This is a genomic window from Bradyrhizobium sp. LHD-71, assembly GCF_031157255.1.
Classification (GTDB): Bacteria; Pseudomonadota; Alphaproteobacteria; order Rhizobiales; family Xanthobacteraceae; genus P52-10.
Genome location: NZ_JAVIFX010000025.1, coordinates 1 through 22,747, shown reverse-complemented (window position 1 = coordinate 22,747; position 22,747 = coordinate 1). Strand labels below are relative to the sequence as shown.

Below are 22,747 nucleotides of genomic sequence, written 5' to 3'. Positions count from 1 at the left end.
GTGCGCTCCCGGTTTGTTGGTTTTGGCCCGCGATGATGCAGCAAAGAACGTTAACTGCGTCATTGCGAGCGAAGCGAAGCAATCCAGTCTGAGTTGCGTCAAATGCCGCGCTGGATTGCTTCGTTGCCACAGGCGAGCGAAGCGACGCCGTTCTTCGAACGGCTATGCCTCGCAATGACGGGAGCTTCTCTCAGTACCCCATCTTCTTCTTCAGGTCCTGGTCGATCCAGACACGCGAGTAGATCGGCCACGGCCGCACCGCGCCGGCGGTCAATTCGCCGTTGTAGTTCTTCACCCATGGCCACCAGGCGGTCGAGGACTTGGGCGTCGGCATCCAGATGTGCGGCGCCTTGTCGAGGATCTCGCGGGTCAACGCACGAACCATCGCCTTGCGCTTCTCCTCGTCGCGTTCCTCGTCAGCCGCCTCCATTTTCTTGTCGAACTCCGGATCGGCCCACATCGACGGATTCCAGCGCTGGCCGGTGACGAAGTTCTTGCGCAGCGCCAGCAGCGGCGTGGTGTGGCCGATCTGCATGAGGTAGCCGGCTGCGTGCGACTTCGTCGTCATCACCGACAGGAATGACGTGTATTCCATCGGCTGAATTTCAATCTTGACGCCGATCTGCTCGAGATAGGCCGACATTAGCGGCAGCAGGTCCATCAGCACGGTGCTGCTCGACGAAACCTGCACCTTGAAACTGAACCCGTTCGGATACCCAGCCTCTGCGAGCAGCTTCTTGGCCTTGTCCGGATTGTAAGTGAACAGCTCTTTCACCGACTCCGGCATCGCGCTCAGCGGTTCATAGTAGCCGGCGAAGTCCGGATGCATCGGGTAGGCGAACAGCTCGGCATTGTCGTTGTAGAAGCTCTTGACGATCTCCTGCTTGTTGACCGCCATGTTCAGTGCGCGGCGGACGCGGACGTCATTGAACGGCTTCTGGTCGGTGCGCAGCACCAGCATGGTGCCGTAGGAAGAGACCCAGTCCGAGAACTTGATGGCGGGGTTCGCCTTCTTGAGCGTTTCCTTGTCCTCCCAGCGCACCACTTCCATGATGTCGAGCTTGCCGGTGCGGAAAGCGGTCACGCGTGTCGAGTCGTCCCTGATGATGCGGAAAACGACCTTGTCGACGAACGGCAGTTTGAGCTCAGCCTCGCCGACCTTCTCATTGTCCCAGTAGTCCGGCCGCCTGACGTAGCTGTGCGAGTTGCCCGAGACGTAGTTCTCCAGCACGAACGGGCCGGTTCCGGTGGCGTTCTTCCAATCCGCCGCGCCGGCATCTGCGACCTCCTTCGGCATGATCGAGGAGTTGTGGCCGTAGCCGATGCGATATGGCCAGTCGGCCATATACTTGCTGAGATGGAAGGCGACGGTGTGCTTGTCGATCGCCTCGACCTTGGTGATCTCGTCGAGAACCCCGTCGATCCGGCGCGGGCTGTTGAAGCGATAGTAGTAGCTGAACACGACGTCGTCTGCGGTCAGCTCCCGGGCCTCCATCACGCCGGCCTTTGCCGGAAACATGATGCCCTTCTTCAGCTTGAAGACGATCGCCAGCGGATTGTCCTGGATCGTCCAGCTTTCAGCCAGTTCACCCTTGATCGCGTCAGTCGGCAGCCACGAGTCGGCGGTGAACGCGTGCGGACCGCCGTTTCTCTTTGCCTTTGTGAGGTCGGCCGTCAGAAGCTGCTCGTACATGCCTCCGGCATCGTGGTTGATCTTCCATGGCCAATCCTTGTGATCCCAGCTCAGCGCCGAGAGCGCCGCGAAGATGGTCGAGACTTCCAGCGTGCCGCCATATTGCGGTTTCTCGGCCGTCTGGGCGAGCGTGTTGGACGATAGCAGGTTGGAAGACACCAGCAGGGCGGCGCCAAGCGCACCGGCCTTGAACCAGCGATCGAGCGGCATTCAGAACTCCTCCGTAAGGGCCGCCGGCCCTCTTGGCGGCGGCTTATTGGCCGGTCGGAACCGGCCCGCGGCTGCGGTCACGCAGCGAGCGGACGCCAGGTCCGCTGCACTAGTATCCCATTTTTTTCTTCAGGTCCTGATCGATCCAGATACGCGAGTAGATCGGCCAGGGCCGCACCGCGCCTGCGGTGTGCTCGCCGCCATAGTTCTTCACCCACGGCCACCAGACCGTGTGGCTTTTCGCCGTCGGCAACCAGATATGCGGCGCCTTGTCGAGGATCTCGCGAGTCATCTCTCGGATCATGGCCTTGCGCTTGTCTTCATCCGGCTCCTGATCGACCGTGTCCATCTTCTTGTCGAATGCGGGATCCGACCACATCGACGGATTCCAGCGCTGGCCGGTGATGAAGTTCTTGCGGATTGCGGTCAGCGGGTTGCTGTGGCCGATGTTCATGAAATAGCCCGCCGCGTGCGTCTTATTGCTCATCACGGACAGGAAGGAGGCGTACTCCATCGGCTGGATCTCGAGCTTGACGCCGACCTGCTCGAGATATGCGGCAATCAGCGGCAGCAAGTCCATGTGCGTCGTGTTGTTCGACGTCACCTGGACCTTGAAGGAGAAGCCGTTCGGATAGCCGGCTTCCGTGAGCAGCTTCTTGGCCTTCGCGGGATCGTAGGTGAATAGCTCCTTCACCGATGCGGGCATGGCGCTGAGCGGCTCGTAGTAGCCCTTGTAGTCGGGATGCATCGGATAGGCGAACAGTTCCGCGTTGCCGTTGTAAAACGACTTGACGATCTCGTCCTTGTTGATCGCCATGTTGAGCGCGCGGCGGACCCGAATGTCGTCGAAAGGCTTCTGGTCGGTGCGCAGCACCATCATGGTGCCGTAGGAGCTCACCCATTCCTTGTATTTGATGTCGGGCGTGGCCTTCTTGAGCGCTTCCATGTTCTCCCAGCTGACGGTTTCCATGATGTCGAGCTTGCCGGTGCGGAACGCTGTCACGCGCGTGGAGTCGTCCTTGATGACGCGATAGACGAGCTTGTCGACGAATGGCAGCTTGTACTCCGCCTCGCTGATCTTCTCCTTGTCCCAGTAGTCCGGCCGCCTGGCATAGGTGTGCGAGTTGCCAGGTACGTAGTCGGTGATCATGAAAGGGCCGGTGCCGTTGAGGTTCTTCCAGTCGCCTGCGCCAGTATCGGCGTCGACGACCTCCTTCGGCATGATCGACGAATTGTAGCCATAGCCCAGACGATACGGCCAGTCGGCCATGTACTGGCTCATATAGAAGGCGACCGTATAGCGATCGAGCGCAGCGACCTTGCTGAACTCATCGTTAAGTCCCGCCTGCCGTCGCGGGCTGTTGTAGCGATAGTACCAGCTGAAGATGACATCGTCGGCGGTCAGCTCTCGGGATTCCATCACGCCGGGCTTGGCCGGAAACATGATGCCCTTCTTCAGTTTGAAGATCGCAGCGAGCGGTTCCTTCTGCACCTCCCAGCTTTCGGCCAGTTCGCCCTTGATGGCATCGGTCGGAATCCACGCGTCCGCCGTGAAATTATGCCTGCCGCCCGCGCGCCTGCCCTTGGAGAGATCCGCAACGAGCAGTTGTTCGTAAATCCCGCCCGCGTCGTGATTGATCTTCCACGGCCAGTCCTTGTGGTCCCAACTGAGAGCGGAGAGCGTCGGGAAAATCGTTGCGATTTCCAGAGTGCCGCCATATTGCGGTTTTTCGGCCGTTTGCGCGAAGGTGGCGCCGGACAGCGCCATAGAGGCGCTGAGCACACCAACCCTGAACCAGCGAAGCCGCGTGGCAGTCATCGATCCCTCCCGTATGTGAGCTTTGCTCGGCCGCTCGTTGATGAGCGGCATTTTTTGGAACACTACGGCCTCGCGCTATCACGAGGAAGAGCCTGCGGGTGGCGGTGACCGGCAAGATGTCGCAGTCGAAATGTCAGGCAGTCAACGTGTTTCGCACCGCGGAAGAGGGCGGCCGCGATTGCGTTGCGCGCGCGTTCATTGCATCCTTCGGCCAAGCCGCAAGGGTCAAGGAACAGCGATGAGCGTTGCCGAAAATCTGATCGCTGATGCCGCGCTTGACGATGCCGTCAGCGACGCACGCGCTGCCTACGTTGCGCGCAACCCGAACAGCGCGAAACAGCATGCTCAGGCGGCCGAGGTCATGCCCGGCGGCAACACCCGCACCGTGCTGTTCTATGAGCCTTTCCCGCTGACGGTCGTCCGCGGCGCGGGCTGCGAAGTGTTCGACGCCGACGGGCACCGCTATTTCGATTTCATGGGCGAATACACCGCGGGCCTCGCCGGGCATTCGAACCCCATCATCGTCGAGGCGATCAAGTCGGCTATAGACAGCGGCCTGAGTCTGTCGGGTCACACGCGCGTCGAGGCGGAGTTTGCGAAGCTTGTCGCTGAGCGGTTTCCGGCGATGGAGCTGCTGCGCTTCACCAACTCCGGCACCGAGGCGACGCTCTTGGCGCTGACGCTTGCGCGGATTGCCACCGATCGCAAGAAGGTGATGGCGTTCGACGGCGGCTATCACGGCTCGGTCTTCGTCTTCAAGGATGCGGTCAATCAGGTCAACGCACCGTTCGACTGGGTGTTTGCGCCCTACAACGATGCAGCCGCGGCGGCGCGGTTGATCGCTCAGCATGGCGCCGATCTTGCTGCCGTGATCGTCGAGCCGATGCAAGGGTCCGGCGGCTGCATTCCGGCCGAGCAGGAGTTTCTGTCGACGCTGCGCAGGGAGACCGAGAAAGTCGGAGCGCTGCTCGTGTTTGATGAGGTCATGACCTCGCGGCTTGCGCCGGGCGGGCTGCAGACGCGCTACGGCATCCGACCCGATCTGATGACGCTCGGCAAGTATGTCGCGGGCGGCATGTCGTTCGGCGCATTTGGCGGCCGCGCTGATTTGATGCGGCGGTTCGATCCGCGAACGCCCGGTGCCCTTGGTCATGCCGGCACGTTCAACAACAACGTGCTGACCATGTCGGCCGGGATTGCGGCGATGAGCCGAGTGGTCACGCAGGAGGCGCTCGACGCCGCCAATGCGCGTGGCGATGCCTTGCGGGCCCGGCTGCAGGCGCTCTGCAAAGAGCATCGCGCCCCCCTGTGCGTGACCGGAATCGGCTCGCTCTTCACCATTCATGGGGTCGAAGGTCCGGTCCGCTCCAACGCGGATATTACCGGGCAGGACCAGCGAATTAAGGAACTGCTGTTCTTTGACCTGCTGGAGCAGGGCATCTACCTGGCCCGGCGGGGCATGGCGGCGCTGTCCTTCGAGATCGGGGACACGGCCTGCGACGCTTTTGCGTCAGCATTCGACCAATTTCTCAAGCGGCGGTCGGCGTTGTTTGCTACAGACGCCACGAGTTTACGCCGCAACCGCGGCTGACCGACCGCTATAACAATCCGCTATAACAATCAGAAATTGCAGGAGACTTTAATGCGCTTCGATCGCAAACCCGTGTCCAATCCGAGCCGCCGTGCCGTGCTCGCGGGGGGCGCCGCCGCGCTCTCGCTGCCCTTCATCGGCAGGGCCTCGGCGCAGGGCCAGTGGCCGAATAAGTTTGTCAGGGTCATCGTTCCGTTTGCAGCAGGTGGCACCACCGACATCCTTGGCCGGCTGATGGCGCAGAAGCTGTCCGAGGAATACGGCCAGCAGTTCATCGTCGAGAACAAGGCGGGCGCCGGCGGCAATATCGGCGCCGATGCGGCGGCGAAGTCCGATCCGGACGGTTACACCTTCGTCATCGGCACGCCGGGGCCGCATGTCATCAACCAGTACATCTACAAGAACCAGCCGTTCGACGGCGTGAAGGATCTCGCTCCGGTGATCGTGATCGCGCGGGTGCCGAACCTGATTTCGATCAATCCGGACATCAAGGCGAAGACGCTCGCCGAGTTCATCGCGCTGGCCAAGGCCAATCCGGGCAAGCTTTCTTATGCGTCGCCGGGCAACGGCAGCACCGGCCACGTTTCGACGGAGCTTCTGAAATCGATGGCCGGTATCGACCTTACGCATGTGCCGTATCGAGGCAGCGCGCTGGCGATCACCGACGTGATCGCCGGCCGCGTTGAGATGTCGCTCGACAATCTGCCCGCGGTGCAGCCGCATGTCGAGGCGGGCAAGCTGCGGGCCCTGGCCGTCACCACAGCGAAGCGCTGGCCGCTGATGCCGGACGTTCCGACCGTCGCCGAAGCCGGCGTTCCGGGCTACGAGGCATCCTCGTGGTTCACGATCGCGGCGCCGGCGAAGACCCCGCCCGAGATCATCGCCAAGGTGAACAAGAGCTGCAACACCTACATGGCCGACGCTGCCATGATCGAACGGATGCGCAAGCTCGGCGCCGATCCGGTCGGCGGCTCGCCGGACGATATGGCGAAGTTGATGGCCGACGAAAACGCCAAGTGGAAGAAGGCGATCGAGTTCGCAAAGATCCAGCCGGAGTAGGGCGCATCGTCCTTCCTGGCGTCACCGGGTCTGCCCTGGTGACGCTGGTCAGGAAGACAATGCGTTCCTGATAGGAGTTGCCGGGTCGAGCCCGGCAACAAACTAGCTACGCCGGAATCCGCGCCTTCAACTCGGGAATGAACGGCAGCATGGTCATGTCGAGGCATGCCGGGCCGGGTGCGTCGATATCGATGATCTCACTGCAGATCGCGTCGAAGGCCGCGCGGAAATGGTTCTTTGCCTTCACGAACAGCAGCTGCTCGTTTTCGATGTCAACGCCGTGCAAGTGAAAGAACGCCGGATCGTTCGCGGGCGCGACGAATTCCGTGACGATGATGCTGATGTTGCCGGACTGGAGCAGCGCCGTGCGCCCGCATCGCAGTTCGATGCCGGTTTCCATCGGCCCGATGTTGCGGAACACGCCGTCGGTCAGCTTGACGACCGTCGCTTCCGCTTTCACCGGCGCGCCATAGTCCTTCATGGCCTTGCCGCCAAATTCGACCACTCCGAGATTTTTGCCGACACCGGCACGCCAAGCCTTGTCGACGATATCGGCGTCGGTGAAGGCGGCGAACACCACCGGTCGATTGGGTTGAGCTGCGACCAGCGCGCGAAACATCTCCGGTGTATCGTTGATGCCGCCTGAGTAGGGATTGTCGCCGGGATCGGTCACGGCGAGCAGGCCGGGCTTGTTCGAGGCCAATGCGCGCGCGACGCCGGCTGCCGCGGTCGGCAGCGAAATCATGAACTCCGGCTGCCGGCGCTTCAGTTCACCGCCGAGCGTCCGTGCAATCCTGTCGGCTTTGTCCGGGTCGCCGTCAGTCACGACCAGTGCGCAACCGCCGGTGCCGGGGGTGTTGGCGAACGGAAATCCCCCGAACACCGTCGCCTCGAGCACGCCCGTCTCTTTCCGACAGGCGGCCGCAAACTCCTGCAGCTCACGCATCGGACCGTCCTTGGTGCGCATGTTGAAGCTCGGCAGCAAAAGACCCCCGTTGAGGATGCGGCAGACCGGCTTGACTTCGCCGGCGACCGTCCGCTCCAGGACGCTCAGCACCCGCCAGGCCGTCTCGCGCATGTCGATGTGCGGATAGGTTCGGTAGACGCTGCCGGTGGTGAGATGGTCTGCCAGTTCGTTCGAGAGGTTGCCGTGCAGGTCGAAGCTGGCGCCGATCGGCACGTTTGGCTGGATCTTCCGGATCGCGCGCAGCAGGTCCACTTCCGGATCTTCGCGCCGGGTTGTCACCCCTGCGCCATGCAGCGAGAGGTAGATCGCGTCGAACGTCCTGCCGGTCAGATCGGCGACGGTTTCCTCAAGGAAGGCAGTGAAAATTTCGTCGTCGATCTGCCCGGCGGGCGAGGCGGACGCGCAACGGAACACCTCGACGTCCCAGTCCGGGTGCCTGTCGGCAAATTCGATGACGGCGCGGAGCTCGCTTTCCTGCGCGGTCCTTTCCAGAGCTTGCTGACCTTTGAGCCACTCCCGCCGCTCGAAGGCGGCGCGGTCGGCGAGAACGGGACTGAAGGAATTGCCCTCATACCAGAAGCGGGCGACGGCGAGACGGCGCTTTTCGACCATTGGCGGGTTTCTTATCTCCTCGATTGAAGGCAGAATGCTTGTCGACAGAATACCTTATTGGCGGTGTTTGATATCGCAATCAAGTCGATTGCAACACCTCCAGAGCTCCCGATCAGAAAGAAGAAACAGGACATGACGCGCATCCTTCCACGGCAGATCGGGCTCGACCTTCCGGTGGCCGTCGGCGGCAGGGGCATCCAACTGTTCGATGCCAACGGCCGCGCCTATATCGACGCATCCGGCGGGGCGGCCGTCTCCTGCCTTGGCCACGGCCACCCGGACGTGAACGCCGCGCTGCACGCGCAGATCGATGCGCTGGCCTACACCCACTCGAGCTTCTTCACGACCGAGGTCGCCGAGCGGCTGGCGGACAAGCTGGTCGAGGATGCCCCGGGCGAGCTGTCGCATGTCTATTTCGTCAGCGGCGGGTCGGAGGCCATCGAAGCGTCCCTGAAGATGGCGCGGCAGTATTTCGTGGAGAAGGGCGAGCCGAAGCGCACGAAGGTGATCGCACGGCGTCAGAGCTATCACGGCAATACGCTGGGCGCGCTTGCGACCGGCGGCAACGAGCTGCGGCGCACCCAGTTCCGCCCGCTGCTGATCGAGACGGCTCATATCGATCCCTGTTTCGCCTATCGCTTCAAGGAAACCGGCGAAAGCGATGAAGATTACGCGGCACGTGCCGCAAAATCGCTCGAGGACAAGATCCTGGAGCTCGGACCCGAGACGGTGATCGCGTTCGTTGCTGAAACCGTGGTCGGCGCGACCGCGGGCGCGGTGCCACCGGTCGCCGACTACTTCAAGCGCATTCGTTCGATCTGCGACCGTTACGGCGTGCTGCTGATCCTCGATGAGGTGATGAGCGGCATGGGCCGCACCGGGACGCTGCATGCCTGCGAGCAGGAAGGGATCGCGCCGGACCTGATGACCGTGGCCAAGGGGCTCGGCGGCGGCTATCAGCCGATCGGCGCGGTGCTGCTGGCGCAGAAGGTGTTCGATGCCTTTGCCCGTGGTTCCGGCGTCTTCCAGCACGGTCACACCTATCTCAATCATCCGGTGGCCTGTGCGGCCGCGCTCGCCGTGCAGACGGTCATCAAGCGCGACGGCCTGCTTGCCAATGTGCGCCAACAGGGCGAGCATCTCGCGAGACGGCTGCGCGAGCGCTTTGGCAATCACCCCTACGTGGGGGATGTTCGCGGGCGCGGGCTGTTTCAGGCGCTGGAATTCGTCACCGACCGCGGCACCAAGGCGCCGTTCGATCCGAAGTCGAAGCTGCATGCACGCGTCAAGAAGGAAGCGATGGCACGCGGCTTGTTGGTCTATCCTTCAGGCGGCACAATCGACGGCGTGCGGGGCGATCATGCGCTGATCGCGCCGCCCTTCATTGTTCGCGGAAACGAGATCGACGACATTGTCGACCGGCTCGGTGAGGCCGTCGACGCGGCGGTCGGAAGCCTTGAGAAGATCAAGGCGGCTTGATTTTGAAACGGGGTGGGGGGCACCCTCGTAGCTAGGTCGCATTTTGCGAATGCAATGATCTGACCGGAAAGGCATCCCAGCCGGTCGTATGTGAGGAGTGGAAAAATGACTTCGAAGCTGTTGTTGCGATCCGCGCTGATGGCGTTCGGCGCGGCGGTCGCCTTCACACCCGCGCCGTCGGCGGCGCAGGCCCAACGGTTCGTTACGGTGGGCACCGGCGGCGTTACCGGCGTGTATTACGCCGTCGGCGGTGCGATCTGTCGTCTCGTCAACAAGGACCGCAAGGCCCACGGCATCCGCTGCTCGGTCGAATCGACCGGCGGCTCGGCCTTCAACATCAATACGATCAAGGGCGGCGAGCTCGATTTCGGGCTCGCGCAGTCGGACACCCAGTACCAGGCGCTGAAGGGCGAGAAGTCGTTCAAGGACGGCGGACCCTACGGAGAGCTGCGGGCGGTGTTCTCGGTGCATCCGGAACCGTTCACGGTGCTGTCGCGCAAGGAAGCGAACATCGCCAAGTTCGAGGATTTCAAGGGCAAGCGCTTCAATGTCGGCAATCCGGGCTCCGGCACACGCGCCTCGCTCGACGAACTGCTGGCCGAGATGAAATGGAAGACCTCGGACTTCTCGCTCGCGGGCGAGCTGAAGGCGGACGAACACGGTCCGGCGCTTTGCGACAACAAGATCGACGGCTTCTTCTACGGCGTCGGCCACCCGAGCGCCAACATCCAGGATCCGACCACGACCTGTGGCGCGAAGCTCGTGCCGCTCACCGGGCCTGCGGTCGACAAGCTGGTCAAGGAGAACAGCTACTACGCCAAGGCGACGATTCCCGGCGGCATGTATGCGAACAATCCGAACCCCACGCAGACCTACGGCGTGCTCGCAACTCTCGTCACATCGGCCAAGGTGCCGGATGACGTGGTCTACAATGTCGTGAAAGCCACCTTCGACAACTTCGAGGAGTTCAAGAAGCTGCACCCAGCCTTCGCCCAACTTGAGCCGGCCAACATGGTCAAGGACGGCTTGTCGGCGCCGCTGCATCCGGGTGCCGTGAAGTATTACAAGGAAAAAGGCTGGATCAAGTAACGCTGCTGAGTCGTCCCGGCCAAGCGAAGCGCCGAGCCGGGACCCATACTCCGTGTAGTTCATGATGCTACGTGCGCTCATTACCTTCTTGAGCAACGCTTGCGATCACAACCGGTCTGCGGATATTGGTCCCTGCTTTCGCAGGGACGACGGTAGAGTGAATCACGGCGCGGGATGCGGATAAGCCCGCGCCGTTCGTTTTGACGGGGGAACAAAGATGGCAGCGAACGCGACAGCGTCCGGCATCGACCTGCAGCAACTTGTCGCCGAAGCCGATACCGGCGCACGCACACCCTCCGGCAATGCCGGACGGCTGATCTACGCGGTCGCGATCGCGTGGTCGCTGTTTCAGATCTGGTACGCCTCGCCGCTGCCCTACATGCTGGGCTTCGGCATCTTCGGCGACACCGAAGCGCGCGCATTCCATTTGAGCTTCGCGCTGTTTCTCGCGTTCGCGGCTTACCCGGCGCTCAAGTCATCGCCACGCGATCGCGTGCCGGTGTTCGATTGGCTGCTCGCCGCGGCCGCAATCTGCGCGGTGCTCTATCTCGTGGTGTTCTACCGCGAGATTGCGATGCGGCCGGGACTGCCGACGCAGGGCGACATCATCGCCGCGGTTGTCGGCATCGTCCTTCTGCTCGAGGCATCGCGGCGCGCCGAAGGGCCGTGGATGCCGATCATCGCCATTATCGCGCTGCTGTATGTGTTCCTCGGACCCTACCTGCCGGGCCTGCTGGCGCATCGCGGCGCGTCGCTGTCGCGCGCGGCGTCACATTTCTGGCTGACCTCGGAGGGCGTGTTCGGCGTCGCGCTCGGCGTTTCGACCAACTTCATCTTCCTGTTCGTGCTGTTCGGCGCGCTGCTGGAGAAGGCGGGAGCCGGCAACTATTTCATCCAGCTCTCGTTCGCGCTGCTCGGCAAGTTCCGCGGTGGACCGGCGAAGGCGGCGGTGGTGTCTTCCGGCCTCACCGGCATGATCTCCGGTTCGTCCGTCGCCAACGTCGTCACCACCGGCACATTCACGATTCCCTTGATGAAACGCGTCGGCTACACGCCCGTGAAGGCGGGCGCGATCGAGTGCGCGGCCGGCGTCAACGGCCAGCTGATGCCGCCGGTGATGGGCGCGGCTGCATTCCTGATGGCTGAGTATGTCGGCATCACCTACGCCGAGGTCTGCAAGCACGCGCTGTTGCCGGCGATCCTCACCTACGGCGCGCTGTTCTACGTGGTCGATCTCGAGGCGGTGAAGGCTGGCATGAGCGGCATTGAGCGCCGGGCCAAGCGCACGCTGAGTCAGGGCATCATCAAGGCGCTGATGACGATCTGCGCGATCATCATTCTCGGCGGGGTGATGCACTATGGCCTCGGCTGGACCAAGACGGCGTTCGGCGAAGCGGCGAGCCTGATCGCGGTCGCAGCCGTCGTTGTTGCCTACGTCGTCCTCGTCCGTGTCCGCGCAAACGTCCCCGATCTTGATGTGGACGACACGTCGAAGGCTTTCACCACCGTGCCGGACTTCTACGAGGTTGCCCGGACCGGTTTGCACTACATGCTTCCCGTGATCGTCCTGGTCTGGTGCCTGATCATCGAGGAGATGTCGCCGGGACTCGCAGCCTTCTGGGGCGTGATGGCGATGGGTGCGGTGGTGCTGACGCAGCGGCCATTGACGGCATTCTTCCGTCACGAACGGAGTTTTGCCGCGCATTGGCGACAGGGGTGGCAGGAATTCGTCGACGGTCTTGCCGCCGGCGCTCGCAATATGACCGCGGTCGGCATCGCCACCGCCACCGCCGGCATCCTGGTCGGCACAGTCACCCTGACCGGCATCGGCCTTGTCATGACCGAGATCGTCGAAACGCTCTCGGGCGGCAACATCATCATCATGTTGCTGCTGGTAGGTGTGATCTGCATCATTCTCGGTTCCGGCCTGCCTACGACCGCGAGCTACGTCGTCGTCGCGACGCTGATGGCGCCTGTGGTCGTCGAGCTCGCTGCCGAGAACGACCTCGCAGTGCCGCTGATCGCCGTGCATATGTTCGTCTTCTACTTCGGCCTGATGGCCGACGTGTCGCCGCCGGTCGGGCTTGCAGCGTATGCTGCGGCCGCCATCGCCAACGCAGATCCGATGAAGGTCGGCTGGCAGGGCACGTGGTACGAACTGCGCACGTTGCTGCTGCCGTTCATCTTCATCTTCAATCCCGAGCTCTTGCTGATCGATATCGAAGGTCCGCTGCACCTTCTGGTGGTCGTCGGCTGCAGTGTTCTGGCGATGACGGCGTTCGTGGCGGCGCTGCAGGGATATTTCTTCGCACCGAACCGCAAATGGGAGACCGTGCTGCTGTTCCTGATCTGCTTCACGCTGTTCCGGCCGCAGTTCTGGATGAACATGATCTATCCGCCGCTCGACACGGTGGCGGCCTCAAGCATTGCCAACGTTGTCAACGCCACGCCGGACGGCGGAGCCTTGAGGCTGCGCATCGAGACGACCGACATCTCCGGCGACGACGTGACCAAGGCAGTGCGCCTGAAGCTTGGTGCGCCGGCGAGTGTGCAGGAGCGCCTCGCTGGTGCCGGCATTGGCGTCAGCGGGCTCACGGCACAGCCGGTGATCACATCGGTGCGGCCGGGCTCGGAGGCGGCGCGGTTGAAACTGAAGCCCGGTGACCGGATCGAATCGCTGAGCGTGCCCAACACGGCGCGGCCGAGCGCGTTCCTGTTCGCAATTCCTGCCATCCTCGTGCTCGCAGGCCTCGCGCTGTGGCAGCGTCGTCGTCGCGGTGGCGGCCAGCCCGTGCTCGCGACGTCGTAGGGGCATGTCGCAAATGCGGTTTCCGTCCGGAGAATGATGGCCTAGATTGCACCTCCATCCTGCGATCCCAGAAGAAACGTGAGTGGAGGACATCCCATGGCAGCGATCAACGACGTGATCGACCTGAAGGCCGACGGCAAGATCGCGGTGATTTCGGTGAACTCCCCGCCGGTCAACGCACTATCGCAAAATGTGCGTGAGGGTCTGCGGGAAGCCATCACCAAGGCGCTGGCCGACCCGAAAGCCGAGGCCATCGTGGTGCGCTGCGACGGCCGCACCTTCATCGCCGGCGCCGACATCCGCGAGATGGGCCGGCCGCGCAAGCCGCCAGGCCTGAAGGATTTTCAGTCGTTGATGGATGGGGCGAAGAAGCCGATCGTCGCGGCCGTGCACGGCACCGCGCTTGGCGGCGGCCTCGAATTCGCAATGATGTGTCACTACCGCATTGCCGTTCCCTCGGCGCGTTGCGGCCTGCCGGAAGTGAACATCGGCATTCTGCCGGGCGGCGGCGGCACGCAGGCGTTGCCGCGCATCGTCGGCGTCGAGCGGGCGCTGGAGATGATGACCACCGGTCGGCATGTTCCGGCGAAGGAAGCGCAGGCACTCGGCATCTTCGACGAACTCGCGGAGGAGGGCAAACTCGACGAGGCGGCGATTGCCTATGCGAACAGGATCATCGCCGAGAAGCGGCCGATCAAGCGCGTGCGCGACCTCACCGACAAGGTGGAGGCGGCGCGCAAGAATCCGGAGCTGATCGCCAATTTCCGCAAAGCCAACGCGCGGAAGCTCCGAAACATGAAGGCACCCGAAAACATCATCAAGTGCGTCGAGGCGGCGATGTCGCTGCCGTTCGACGACGGCTTGAAGCGTGAGACCGAGTTGTCGCAGGAGCTGCATGCGGGGCCGCAGGCGCCGGCCATGCGTCACAGCTTCTTCGCCGAGCGCGAGGCTGCGAAGATCCCGGACGTTCCGGATGCGACGCCGATGATCCCGGTTGAGACCGTCGGTATTATCGGCGCCGGCACCATGGGCGGCGGCATTGCCATGAACTTTGCCAATGTCGGCATTCCGGTGAAGATCGTCGAAACCAGGCAGGAGGCGCTTGATCGCGGCCTGTCGGTGATCCGCAAGAACTACGAGCGTACCGCGCAACGCGGTGGCATCACGCAGGACGACGTCGAGAAGCGGATGAAGCTGATTTCCGGCTCGCTCGACATGGCGGCATTGAAGGACGTCGATCTCGTGATCGAAGCGGTGTTCGAGCGCATGGACGTCAAGAAGGAGGTGTTCGCCAAGCTCGACGCGATCGTCAAGCCCGGCGCCATCCTTGCGACCAACACGTCCGGCTTGAACATCGACGAGATCGCATCCGCAACGAAGCGGCCCGAGGCGGTGATCGGGCTGCACTTCTTCTCGCCGGCGAATGTGATGAAGCTGCTCGAGGTGGTTCGCGCCGATCGCACCTCGAAGGAGGTGATCGCCACCTCGATGAAACTTGCCAAGAAGATCGGCAAGGTCGCCGCGCTGGTCGGGGTCTGCCCCGGCTTCGTCGGCAATCGCATCCTGCGCCAGCGCCAGCTCGAGGCGCAGAAGCTGGTGCTCGAGGGCGCTATGCCGTGGGACGTCGATCGTGTGCTCTACGAGTTCGGTTTTCCGATGGGGCCGTTCGCAATGAGCGATCTCGCCGGTCTCGATATCGGCTGGGTGAAGGAGAACTCGAAAGGCGAGACGCTGCGCGACGTTCTGTGCGAAATGGATCGACGCGGCCAGAAGACCGGCGCAGGCTATTACGACTACGACGAGAACCGCACCGCCAAGCCGTCGCCGGTCACCGAAAAGATCATCAAGGACTTCATGGCGAAGAAAGGCGTCAACGGCCGCAAGATCACCGACGAGGAGATCCTCGAGCGTTGCCTCTTCCCGATGATCAATGAAGGCGTGCAGATTCTGGCCGACAAGAAGGCGATCCGGGCCTCTGATATCGACGTGATCTGGCAGCACGGCTACGGCTTTCCCATCTATCGCGGCGGGTTGATGTATTACGGCGATCAGCTCGGGCCGGAAAAGGTGCTCGCCAAGATGAAGGAATTCCAGGCGACCATGGGCGATCAGTTCAAGCCGTCGCCGCTGCTCGAGAAGATTGTCGCCGAAGGCAAGAAGTTCGCTGACATCCGGCCGGGCGCTTGAGCTCGGCATGGTCCCGAAAAGAGGGAGCCGGTTTTCGGATCAGATCATGCCCGGGAAAAACGTGTCCATGTTCAAGGTTCGGCTGGCAATCGCGATTGTCGCCGTCTCGTCCTGCGTAGCGGCTGTCGCGCAGGACGTGCCGGGTATCGAAATCTGCACGGCCGAGAAAAGCATGGACCGACGCACGAGCTGCCTGCAGAGCAATATCAACTTCCTGCAGCAGTCCCTGACCAAGCAGGGGCTGGCCGCGCAGCAGAAGCTCGACGCTGCCAGGAGCGAGGTCGAAGCGCTGAAGACACAGCTTTCAGCGATGCGCAAGGAAATCGACGATCTGAAGAAAAAGGATCAGAACGGTCAAAAGGAGCCGGCGAAGAAGTAAGGGCCCCTCAGATCGCCTGCATCGCCTGCGGCAGCACGTGGGGAAGGGGGCCTGCGATCAGGTCGACATTGGTGTTGACCTCAAACACGTCGCGAAGCATCGCGTTGGTGATCGTCTCGCGCGGCGTGCCTGTGGCCGCAAGCCGGCCGCGGTGGAGCACGACGATGCGGTCGGCGAAGCGGGCGGCCAGGTTGAGGTCGTGCAGGATGGCAATGACGGCCGTGCCGCTGGCGGCGCGGCGCCTGCCAATTTCGACCAGATTGATCTGATAGCGGAGGTCGAGGCTCGAGGTCGGTTCGTCGAGCAGCAGCACGCCCGGGCCGTGCTTTGCCTCGCCAACGGCAAGTTGCAGGAGCACCCGGGCAAAATGCGCGCGCTGCTGCTCGCCGCCGGACAGTGTCGGCAGTTCGCGGTCGCGGAACGCGTTGAGGCCGATCTCGTCCAGCATCGCATCGACCAGGGGCTGCGCCTTCACTCGGGCCATGTCGCCGGCGCCCATGCGCACGACCTCCTCGACCGTGAAGGGGAAGCTGATGGTGACGTGCTGTGAGAGCACCGCGCGATGTGCTGCCAGCCGGTCCGCAGGGTAGGATGACAGGGCGGTGCCCTTCAGTCGTACCGAACCCCTGGTCGGTGTCATGTCGCCGGAGAGAATACGCAACAGCGTCGATTTGCCGGCGCCGTTCGGGCCGACGATCGCAACGGTCTCCCCCGGCTGCACCTGAAGGTCGATGCCGTCGAGCAGCGTTGCGCTTTTGATGCGCATGCCGATGCCGCTGACCTCGAGCGCCGCGGTCACGAGCCCACCAGTGCGCGCTGCCTCAACAGCACGTAGAGGAAGAACGGTGCGCCGATCGTCGCAGTGAGAATGCCGACCGGAATTTCGGCTGGCGCCGCCAGGACGCGCGCGAAAGTGTCGGCGAAGGCGAGCAATGCTGCGCCGAACAGCGCGGAGGCGGGGAGCAGCATGCGGTGCCCGGGGCCGATGGCGAGCCGCAAGAGATGCGGCACGACGATGCCGATGAAGCCAATCACGCCGCAGATCGCCACTGCCGCGCCGGTCATCGCCGAAACCAGAACGATGCAGATGATCTTCAACCGCTCGACATTGATGCCGCTGTGGAACGCTTCGGACTCGCCGAGCACCAGCACGTCCAGCCCGCGCGCGATGAACGGCATCACAGCCGCCGACGCTGCGAGGAACGGCAACAGCAGGGTCGCCTTGCTCCAAGTCGCGCCGCCGAGTGAACCGAGCAGCCAGAAGGTGATGTCGCGCAGCTGCCGGTCGTCCGCCATGAAGATCAGGAGGCCGATGCCGGCATTGGCAAGGGCGGCAATGGCGAGGCCGGACAGGAGGAAGATGGCGACCGACGTCCGCCCCTCGCGGCTCGAAATGCGATAGAGCAGCAGGGTTGTGACCAGCGAACCAAAAAATGCCGAGAGCGGCAGAAGCTCGAAGGCACGGGCAGCCGCGTTGGGCGCAATCGCATTGTCGAGAATGACGATCGTGAACGCTGCCGCCAGCGCCCCGCCGCTCGAAACGCCGACCAGCGCCGGATCTGCCAGCGGATTGCGGAACAGCCCCTGCATGATGGTGCCGGAGACGGCAAGCAGCGCGCCGATCATGGCCGAGATGGCGATACGCGGGATGCGGATCGACCAGAGCACGAGCTGGTCGCGCGCGAACGTTGCGGGATCGGCGGGCGCGCCCAGCCCAAGCGCGGGCCACAGGCGCGACAGGGGAATGCCGGCCGCACCGATGGTGGCGGCAAGCAGCGCGATGGCGAGCAACAGCACCGTCAGCGTCACGAAGACGACGATTGCGCGTGGCCGGCGTCGGCCTCCGCCGACTGGTCTGGTAGTGACGGGGGCAGGCAACTCGGCGGCGCTCATTGCCGGCAGTTCACGGATAGCACGCGAGGCTTGCCCATCTCATCCTTCGCGGCCAGCGCAGGATAGAGCGAAACGGCAAGATCACGTGCAGCGGCCGCCGTGCGCGGGCCAAAGCCCAGCAGATAGAGGCCATCCATGGCGATGAACGACTTGTCGCGGGCGGCCGGCGTCAGCGCGAAGGCGGCGTTGGCGAAGACCGTTTCCGACGAGATCGAATCCGTGCCGCGCTGCATGACGAGGACGACGTCGGGCTTCGCCGCGACGATCGCTTCCTCGCTGAGCGGCTTGTAGCCATCATGGTTGTCGGCGGCATTGATCCCGCCGGCAAGGGCGATGATTTCGTGCGCGGCGGTCTTCCTGCCAGCGACCATGGCGCGGCCATTGACAAACGAGATCACGAACATGACTCGGCGCTTGTCGGAAACTTGGTCCCGAAGCTTGCGCATTGCGGCGAGATCTTTCGTCACCGCCTCGCTCAGGCACTCGCCGCGTTGTTCTACGCCAAGCTCGCGTGCGACGACGCGGATGCGCTCGAGGATGCCAGCTTCGCTGAACGATTCGGGGACCGTGACGATTGGCACTTTCGCCTCGCCGAGCACGGCAAGCGTTTCCTTCGGTCCGGAGCCTTCGGCGACGATGATGAGCTCGGGATCGAGGCCGAGCACACCTTCGGCCGACAGCTGCCGCATGTAGCCCACATTCGGCTTCTGTCGCAGCGCCTCAGGCGGGTAGAGGCTCGTCGTATCGATGCCGACCAGCCGGTTCTCGAGGCCGAGCGCATAGACGATCTCGGTGAGCGCCCCGCCGACGGTGATGATGCGCTTTGCCTGCGTGTTGCGGATTCCCGCGGCGGAAACGGCGGTCGTGACCAGCATGATCGCGAGCGCAGCAAATGCCCGACCGGTAAACCCGCGTCGCTGGAGAGGCCCTGGCGCGTTCATTTGGTGAGGATCAACTTGTTTTGCGCGGTGAGACGCAGCCGGTAGGTTTCTTCACCATGCGCAATGATGATCTCGCGCACCGACTGGAAGATGTCGCGGCTGTCGAACCGGTTGCCGCGCATCGGGATCGAGCGTGTCGCCTCGCCGGAGGATTGCCCGGTTGAAGGTCCGTCAGTGCCCGATGGCTCGCCGCTGGATGAAGTCGTCTGGCCCAAGCTCATCATCATCCCAGGAGGGGAATATCTGACACTCCTTATAGGTTTCCCTCGCCGCCAACTCCAAGCCTTCCACTTTACAATCGTTTTAATATCGGTCCTAAGCGGTTGATTTCACCGGGGGCGGCCTCTACCACAACAATGATTGGTTATGCGTTCTAGGGGGACGCGTCCGTTAGCCAGCAAGCCGCCACGTTCGTGTGGTCGCCCGCCAGCCGCGGCCAGTTCAAAGACAGGCGTGGGGGTCGAAAGATGGCTAACGGGGCCAGGGGCGCGCATGCGCTCCTTTGGGGCGTATCTGCAATTGCGTTGTGTTTTAGCGGAGTTTCGGAAGCGACGGCCCAGGCCCGAGAGCCTGATGCAGCGCAAGCGGCCCCCTCAACACAAGATACCAAGCAAAAGAACGCCAAGCGCAGCAAGAAGCGACAGCAGATCGTCGCTCAGGCTCCGGATCAAAGTGCGCTGAACGCGAACGCACAGGCGCAAGGCTCCGTCCAGTCGCTCGATACGATCACTGTGGCCGCGACCAAGATGGAGGAGCGCGCGGTCGATGCACTTGCGCCCGTCAGCGTGGTGACGCTCGAGCAGATTCAGCGCTGGCAGCCGAACCGCGTCGGCGATCTGCTCTACAACGTGCCTGGTGTTTGGCTGCAGGATCGCGGCGACGATCCAGCGACCTCGATCAACATCCGCGGCTTGCAGGATTTTGGCCGCGTCGCGGTGGTCGTCGACGGTGCGCGGCAGAACTACCAACGCAGCGGACACAGCGCCAACGGCGCGTTTTTCCTTGATCCGGAGTTGATCTCCAACATCGAGGTGGTGCGCGGCCCGACCGCGAACATTTATGGTTCCGGCGCGATTGGCGGCGTGGTTTCGTTCCGCACGAAAGACATCGATGATGTCGTGCGTCCCGGCGAACGCTGGGGCAGCGATTGGGGAATCATGGGCGGCACCAATGATATGCGCGGCATGGTGTCCGGCTTCGGCGGCGTACGCGTCAATCCGAACGTCGATCTGTTCGCTGGCGGTTCGTGGACCACGCAGTCGAATTACAAGGACGGCATGGGCGTCACAGTGGAGAACAGCGCCAATAAGACCGGCAGTGCGATCGCAAAAGCCACCGTACGCCCGGCCGACGGCCACGAACTCAAGCTCGGCGGCATCTTCCAGGATTTCGATTACGACAATGGGCAACCCCGGCGGGCGCTGGGCCTGCCGTTCTCGCAACCGGGCACTGGCGGCAATGGCACGTCGATCTATGCCACCAACGTCAAGAATTACCAGACCAGCCTCGGCTGGCGATACCAGCGCCCCGAAGACCAGATTTTCGACTGGGACGCGAAGGTCTATTGGAATCGCACCGAGAGCGATCAGGTCAAGATCGCGCACACGGCGACGACTCCGGCGTTCGGGACGGCCTGTGCAAGACGCGGCCTGCCGGGCAACGCGATTTCCGGTTGTATCGGAGATTGGCGTAGCTACCTGATCGACACGATCGGATTCGATGCCCACAACACGTCCCGGTTCGAGCACGGTAGCTGGCGGCACGCGCTGACGTATGGCGGTGACATATTCCAGGACGACGTATCGACAGCCGATTTCAGCGGCAACTCCAATGCCACGACCCCTGGCGGTCGGCGTACGGTATCGGGAGCCTTCGCGCAGTGGAAGGTCGGCTACGCGACCTGGTTCGATCTGATCAGCGCCGTCCGGTACGACAACTACCACCTGAGTTCGGCCAACACCACGACGGAAGGCGATCGTTTCTCTCCAAAGGTCACGTTTGCGCTTCTGCCGACATATGTGGTGACGCCCTATGTCAGCTACGCCGAAGGCTATCGTGCTCCGTCGGTCACCGAAACGCTGGTGGACGGTGCGCACGTCGCATCAGGTCCGGGACAGGGAGATACGTCGGTCTGCGCCGACGGTTCACGCGGATTCTTCTGTTTCCTGCCCAACCCGCATCTGCGGCCGGAGGTCGGCAAGAACAAGGAGATAGGCCTCAACGTGAAGAAGGACGATCTCTTCACGGCGGGCGACACGTTGCGCGCGAAGTTCAACGTCTTCCGCAACGACGTCAGCGACTTCATCGATGGCGTGCAGTTTGCAGGTCCGCCCGGACGGAACCTTTACTTCCAGTACCAGAACATCGCCCACGCCCGCATCGAGGGCTTTGAGGCGGAGGTCTTCTACGACGCCAATCTCTGGTTCGTCGGTGTGTCGGCCACGATCCAGCGCGGCGAGAATGTTCAGACCGGTATTGGTCTTGTGACTGTGCAGCCGCGCAAGATCACGACCACCGCTGGCGTGCGCATGTTTGAGAACCAACTGACCCTAGCGATGCAGTGGACGTCGGTTGAAGCGAACACGGACATTCCGGCTACCTATTTGGCCGGCACCTCGTATGATCTGCTCAACGCTTATTTGACCTACAAGCCGCACCGCGACATCACGGTTAATTTCTCGGTCGACAACATTCTCGACGAGTACTACCGGCCGTACGCCGTGCCACGGGCAGCAGATTTTACCTCGACCCAGAACGACGTCTTGTGGTCGAGTGCCGCGCCGGGCCGGGTATTCAAGCTTGGTGCACGCTTTCACTTCGGCGGAGCATAAATTACCTCCCGCGAGGTCCGAAGCTGATGGCCGTGAAAGAGCTTCGTCGTCCGGGCGGCTCTTTCATTTCTTCATGTTTGGCCGTAGAAGAGCCGCAGTATGGCAGGACGGGAAGCAGCAGGAGAATTCAATGTTCATTGCGATGAACCGCTTCAAGGTCAAAAAGGGTTCTGAAGAAGCTTTCGAGAAGGTCTGGTCCAGCCGCGAGTCCTATCTCGACCGCATGCAGGGTTTCGTCGAATTCCATCTGCTGAAGGGACCGGCGGCGGACGATCACACGCTGTACTCCTCGCACACGGTCTGGAGCTCGAAGGCGAATTTCGAGGCGTGGACCAAGTCGGAGGAATTCCGGAAGGCTCATGCCCGCGCCGGCAACGACTCCTCGACAGGCTCGCTCTATCTTGAGCATCCGAAGTTCGAGGGATTCGAGGTGGTGCAGACCCAGCGCGCCGCCGCGGCGGCCTGATCGTCGCCCAAACAAACGGAGCGCCGACATGCTCAGCACGGATCTCGCCGATCTGAAGGCCCTTATGGCCGAAAATCCCGGTGCGGTGATCGAGGATGTTGCGCGCGAGCGTAAGGTCACCGCCCGCGCGGTGATCGAAGCGTTGCCGGGCGACATGGTCCGTTCGGCCAAGGGCGATCAGTTCGTGCCGGTGATGCAGGACATTGCCGAGTGGGGCGACGTCACGCTGATCGTCCACACGGACGATGCGATCTTCGAGTTTTCCGGCTCCGTGCCCCACGGCGAGATCGGCCGCGGTTACTTCAACCTGATGCAGCCCAAGGGTCTGCACGGTCACCTGCGCCACGAGCGCTGCGGCGGCGTTGCGTTTGTCGAGCGACCGTTCTTCGGCAAGTCGTCGGCGTTCGTCGCTTTCTTCAACGTCGACGGCGGCATCATGTTCAAGGTGTTCGTCGGCCGCGACGACAAGCGCGAACTGAAGACCGACCAGCTCGAGCGCTTCCGAAAGCTCGCTACGACCGTTTGCTGAACGTTGCGGACGCTGTAGTCGCCATTGCGAGCGAAGCGAAGCAATCCAGCGCTGAGTCCGCGGTAATCGCCGCGCTGGATTGCTTCGTCGCCATAGGCGAGCGAAGCGACGCCGTTCTTCGAACGGCTATAGGCGAGCGAAGCGACGCCGTTCTTCGAACGGCTATAGGCGAGCGAAGCGACGCCGTTCTTCG

The 22,747-nt window shown here is 62.8% G+C and carries 17 protein-coding genes; 10 read left to right on the top strand and 7 right to left on the bottom strand.

Annotated features, from left to right (window positions below):
• Positions 1–190: 190 nt before the first annotated feature.
• A complete protein-coding gene (locus RCO31_RS24745) occupies positions 191–1,903 on the bottom strand; it encodes an ABC transporter substrate-binding protein (RefSeq protein WP_308971240.1) in 1,713 nt (570 codons plus the stop codon).
• A gap of 109 nt (positions 1,904–2,012) precedes the next feature.
• A complete protein-coding gene (locus RCO31_RS24740; RefSeq protein ID WP_308971239.1) occupies positions 2,013–3,722 on the bottom strand; it encodes an ABC transporter substrate-binding protein in 1,710 nt (569 codons plus the stop codon).
• A gap of 238 nt (positions 3,723–3,960) precedes the next feature.
• On the opposite strand from RCO31_RS24740, the gene RCO31_RS24735 reads away from it, so the two are divergent.
• Both RCO31_RS24735 and RCO31_RS24730 read left to right on the top strand, forming a co-directional pair.
• Complete coding sequence (locus tag RCO31_RS24735) at positions 3,961–5,313, top strand: aminotransferase class III-fold pyridoxal phosphate-dependent enzyme (protein ID WP_308971238.1); 1,353 nt, start codon at positions 3,961–3,963, stop codon at positions 5,311–5,313.
• 51 nt (positions 5,314–5,364) lie between these two features.
• A complete protein-coding gene (locus tag RCO31_RS24730; RefSeq protein WP_308971237.1) occupies positions 5,365–6,372 on the top strand; it encodes a tripartite tricarboxylate transporter substrate binding protein in 1,008 nt (335 codons plus the stop codon).
• Between the two features lie 106 nt (positions 6,373–6,478).
• Here the strand turns inward: RCO31_RS24730 and RCO31_RS24725 are convergent, their stop codons facing one another.
• Positions 6,479–7,951, bottom strand: a complete 1,473-nt coding sequence (locus RCO31_RS24725; RefSeq protein WP_308971236.1) for a M81 family metallopeptidase — start codon at positions 7,949–7,951, stop codon at positions 6,479–6,481.
• A gap of 132 nt (positions 7,952–8,083) precedes the next feature.
• Between RCO31_RS24725 and RCO31_RS24720 the strand changes: the two genes are divergently transcribed.
• The 5 genes from RCO31_RS24720 to RCO31_RS24700 all read left to right on the top strand — a co-directional run bounded on the left by RCO31_RS24720 (position 8,084) and on the right by RCO31_RS24700 (position 15,894).
• On the top strand, positions 8,084–9,430 hold the full coding sequence (locus tag RCO31_RS24720; protein WP_308971235.1) for an aspartate aminotransferase family protein: 1,347 nt from the start codon (positions 8,084–8,086) through the stop codon (positions 9,428–9,430).
• Positions 9,431–9,535: 105 nt separating this feature from the next.
• Complete coding sequence (locus tag RCO31_RS24715; RefSeq protein WP_308971234.1) at positions 9,536–10,519, top strand: TAXI family TRAP transporter solute-binding subunit; 984 nt, start codon at positions 9,536–9,538, stop codon at positions 10,517–10,519.
• Positions 10,520–10,736: 217 nt separating this feature from the next.
• A complete protein-coding gene (locus RCO31_RS24710; protein ID WP_308971233.1) occupies positions 10,737–13,328 on the top strand; it encodes a TRAP transporter permease in 2,592 nt (863 codons plus the stop codon).
• A 105-nt stretch (positions 13,329–13,433) separates the two neighbouring features.
• Complete coding sequence (locus RCO31_RS24705; RefSeq protein WP_374991532.1) at positions 13,434–15,515, top strand: 3-hydroxyacyl-CoA dehydrogenase NAD-binding domain-containing protein; 2,082 nt, start codon at positions 13,434–13,436, stop codon at positions 15,513–15,515.
• Positions 15,516–15,561: 46 nt separating this feature from the next.
• Positions 15,562–15,894 (top strand): hypothetical protein, encoded by a 333-nt coding sequence (locus RCO31_RS24700; protein ID WP_308971231.1) that lies wholly within the window; start codon positions 15,562–15,564, stop codon positions 15,892–15,894.
• A gap of 7 nt (positions 15,895–15,901) precedes the next feature.
• On the opposite strand, the gene RCO31_RS24695 is transcribed toward RCO31_RS24700, so the two are convergent.
• The 4 genes from RCO31_RS24695 to RCO31_RS24680 all read right to left on the bottom strand — a co-directional run bounded on the left by RCO31_RS24695 (position 15,902) and on the right by RCO31_RS24680 (position 18,943).
• The gene (locus RCO31_RS24695) at positions 15,902–16,693 is read right to left on the bottom strand and encodes a heme ABC transporter ATP-binding protein (RefSeq protein WP_308971230.1); all 792 of its coding nucleotides are present in this window, start codon (positions 16,691–16,693) and stop codon (positions 15,902–15,904) included.
• Positions 16,690–17,787, bottom strand: a complete 1,098-nt coding sequence (locus RCO31_RS24690) for an iron chelate uptake ABC transporter family permease subunit (protein WP_308971229.1) — start codon at positions 17,785–17,787, stop codon at positions 16,690–16,692. The genes RCO31_RS24695 and RCO31_RS24690 overlap by 4 nt, the downstream gene beginning before the upstream one ends.
• Positions 17,784–18,662: an ABC transporter substrate-binding protein gene (locus RCO31_RS24685; RefSeq protein ID WP_308971324.1), complete on the bottom strand. Its 879-nt coding sequence runs from the start codon at positions 18,660–18,662 to the stop codon at positions 17,784–17,786. Before RCO31_RS24685 ends, RCO31_RS24690 begins: the two co-directional genes overlap by 4 nt.
• 62 nt (positions 18,663–18,724) lie before the next feature.
• Positions 18,725–18,943, bottom strand: coding sequence for a hemin uptake protein HemP (locus tag RCO31_RS24680; RefSeq protein WP_308971228.1), 219 nt, complete (start codon positions 18,941–18,943; stop codon positions 18,725–18,727).
• Between the two features lie 252 nt (positions 18,944–19,195).
• On the opposite strand from RCO31_RS24680, the gene RCO31_RS24675 reads away from it, so the two are divergent.
• The 3 genes from RCO31_RS24675 to hutX all read left to right on the top strand — a co-directional run bounded on the left by RCO31_RS24675 (position 19,196) and on the right by hutX (position 22,554).
• Positions 19,196–21,559, top strand: a complete 2,364-nt coding sequence (locus RCO31_RS24675) for a TonB-dependent hemoglobin/transferrin/lactoferrin family receptor (RefSeq protein WP_308971227.1) — start codon at positions 19,196–19,198, stop codon at positions 21,557–21,559.
• A gap of 130 nt (positions 21,560–21,689) precedes the next feature.
• A complete protein-coding gene (locus tag RCO31_RS24670) occupies positions 21,690–22,025 on the top strand; it encodes an antibiotic biosynthesis monooxygenase (RefSeq protein WP_308971226.1) in 336 nt (111 codons plus the stop codon).
• A gap of 28 nt (positions 22,026–22,053) precedes the next feature.
• Complete coding sequence (gene hutX, locus RCO31_RS24665) at positions 22,054–22,554, top strand: heme utilization cystosolic carrier protein HutX (RefSeq protein ID WP_308971225.1); 501 nt, start codon at positions 22,054–22,056, stop codon at positions 22,552–22,554.
• Positions 22,555–22,747: the final 193 nt, after the last annotated feature.

Excerpts from the sequence above, each read along its gene's own strand:
- RCO31_RS24745 (WP_308971240.1), bottom strand. The coding sequence starts at position 1,903 with ATGCCGCTCGATCGCTGGTTCAAGGCCGGTGCGCTTGGCGCCGCCCTG.
- RCO31_RS24740 (WP_308971239.1), bottom strand. The coding sequence starts at position 3,722 with ATGACTGCCACGCGGCTTCGCTGGTTCAGGGTTGGTGTGCTCAGCGCC.
- RCO31_RS24735 (WP_308971238.1), top strand. The coding sequence starts at position 3,961 with ATGAGCGTTGCCGAAAATCTGATCGCTGATGCCGCGCTTGACGATGCC.
- RCO31_RS24730 (WP_308971237.1), top strand. The coding sequence starts at position 5,365 with ATGCGCTTCGATCGCAAACCCGTGTCCAATCCGAGCCGCCGTGCCGTG.
- RCO31_RS24725 (WP_308971236.1), bottom strand. The coding sequence starts at position 7,951 with ATGGTCGAAAAGCGCCGTCTCGCCGTCGCCCGCTTCTGGTATGAGGGC.
- RCO31_RS24720 (WP_308971235.1), top strand. The coding sequence starts at position 8,084 with ATGACGCGCATCCTTCCACGGCAGATCGGGCTCGACCTTCCGGTGGCC.
- RCO31_RS24715 (WP_308971234.1), top strand. The coding sequence starts at position 9,536 with ATGACTTCGAAGCTGTTGTTGCGATCCGCGCTGATGGCGTTCGGCGCG.
- RCO31_RS24710 (WP_308971233.1), top strand. The coding sequence starts at position 10,737 with ATGGCAGCGAACGCGACAGCGTCCGGCATCGACCTGCAGCAACTTGTC.
- RCO31_RS24700 (WP_308971231.1), top strand. The coding sequence starts at position 15,562 with ATGCCCGGGAAAAACGTGTCCATGTTCAAGGTTCGGCTGGCAATCGCG.
- RCO31_RS24690 (WP_308971229.1), bottom strand. The coding sequence starts at position 17,787 with ATGAGCGCCGCCGAGTTGCCTGCCCCCGTCACTACCAGACCAGTCGGC.
- RCO31_RS24685 (WP_308971324.1), bottom strand. The coding sequence starts at position 18,662 with ATGCTGGTCACGACCGCCGTTTCCGCCGCGGGAATCCGCAACACGCAG.
- RCO31_RS24675 (WP_308971227.1), top strand. The coding sequence starts at position 19,196 with ATGGCTAACGGGGCCAGGGGCGCGCATGCGCTCCTTTGGGGCGTATCT.
- RCO31_RS24670 (WP_308971226.1), top strand. The coding sequence starts at position 21,690 with ATGTTCATTGCGATGAACCGCTTCAAGGTCAAAAAGGGTTCTGAAGAA.
- hutX (WP_308971225.1), top strand. The coding sequence starts at position 22,054 with ATGCTCAGCACGGATCTCGCCGATCTGAAGGCCCTTATGGCCGAAAAT.